Annotated in this window: 3 protein-coding genes; all 3 read right to left on the reverse strand. The window is 53.2% G+C overall.

What is annotated here, in order from left to right; translation table 11 throughout:
• On the reverse strand, positions 1-376 hold a 376-nt coding region (locus GOX01_RS13380; protein WP_024716592.1), incomplete at its 3' end, for a hypothetical protein.
• On the reverse strand, positions 373-771 hold the full coding sequence (gloA2, locus tag GOX01_RS12670) for an SMU1112c/YaeR family gloxylase I-like metalloprotein (RefSeq protein ID WP_034953145.1): 399 nt from the start codon (positions 769-771) through the stop codon (positions 373-375). The genes gloA2 and GOX01_RS13380, both read right to left, overlap by 4 nt.
• A 109-nt stretch (positions 772-880) precedes the next feature.
• Positions 881-1,433, reverse strand: a 553-nt coding sequence (locus tag GOX01_RS12675) for an aldehyde dehydrogenase family protein (protein WP_141259275.1), incomplete at its 5' end; no start/stop codon positions are given.

Genomic DNA, 1,433 nt, shown 5'->3' on the forward strand with positions numbered 1-1,433 from the left:
AAACACCTAGGAAACGAAATCCAATCCTCCGCAGGTTATGAAAAACGAACCTGTGTATCCGGAAAAACTGGTCAGGGAAAATGCCACAGGCCAGGTCAAGATGGTGTTTGATATTGATAAAACCGGGCATACGGTGAACTGTCAGGTAGTTTCCAGTACAAACCCTGAATTCAACGCAAGTGCACTCGATCACTGTCGGCGACAGCGATATGCCCCAGCGACCGTAAAAGGCGTTCCCGTGGTTGAGCATCATCACCAGACAACGGTAAATTTCAGTCTGGATAATTAAATCACACGCTTCAAAGCATGGCGGCAACATGGGCCAGATCGACCCAAGAGCCGCCTTACCGTGGCTGCTGAAGCAGGGACCGCTCATATTTCATAGAGTTCGAGCGGAAGATCATCCGGATCCGCGAAAAACGTGAACAGGCGGCCTGTATAGGGGTCTGTGCGAATTGGCTCCGAGACAACCCCGTGCCCCTCTAAACGTTGCACGACTTGGGCACTATCCTGAACACGGAATGCGAGATGGCGCAGTCCACAGGCTTCTGGTCGCGAAACCCGAGAGGGAGCATGCGGAAAGGAAAAGAGCTCAATCTGGGCATCACCGACCTGAAGATCACACTTCCATGAATTACGCTCGGCCCGAAAATTTTCAGCGATGACCTTGAAGCCCAGTACATCAACATAAAACGCTCGGGAGCGCTGATAATCCGACGCGATGATGGCGACGTGATGCAACCCAGTAATATCGTCAGCATCCTGCTTCATCTTATCTGCGTCCCTTAACCTCAGTTCCAACGACGATAGCGTCAGCAACTACCGAGATCCACCATGCTGATAGTACTAGGCTGATAGTGCTGGCAGAAATTCGCGTTTTTTATCGTAAAAGCAGATTTGTAATGACATCGGTGAGCCTGTCGAAAGGTGGCTGAAGCAACGTCGCGGCACTGAGTCGCCCCTGCCGGTAAATGCCCCGGGGATGAGTCAGCGCGATAAAGCGTTCCTTCCCGTGATACGCCCCGACCCCACTGTCTCCCACGCCTCCGAAGGGCAGGTCGTCCTGCGCGATATGCAGCAGGGCACCATTGATGGTGACATTTCCGGAAACCGTGCACCTGAGAACCCTGTCACGTTCAGCGCGGTTATCGCCGAAATAATACAGAGCCAGAGGACGCGGGCGCTCATTGATGAAAGCAATCGCCTCATCCAGTGCGCGATAAGTGAGGACTGGCAGGACAGGCCCGAAAATTTCCTCCTGCATAACGGTCATCTGCGGTGTCACATCCAGCAGCAGGACGGGGGCCAGAACATGGCTTTCGTCTGAATTGCTCCCCAGACGGATCACCTGCGCGCCCTGGTCCTCGGCATTGTCGATCAGGCCATTCAGCCGTTCATAATGATGCTGATTGAGAATGGCGGTATAGTTGTTT

The organism is Gluconobacter oxydans, from assembly GCF_006539685.1.
In the GTDB taxonomy this organism is placed as follows: Bacteria; Pseudomonadota; Alphaproteobacteria; order Acetobacterales; family Acetobacteraceae; genus Gluconobacter; species Gluconobacter oxydans.

Coding starts and splice junctions, on each gene's coding strand:
- gloA2 (WP_034953145.1), bottom strand. CDS start 771: ATGAAGCAGGATGCTGACGATATTACTGGGTTGCATCACGTCGCCATC.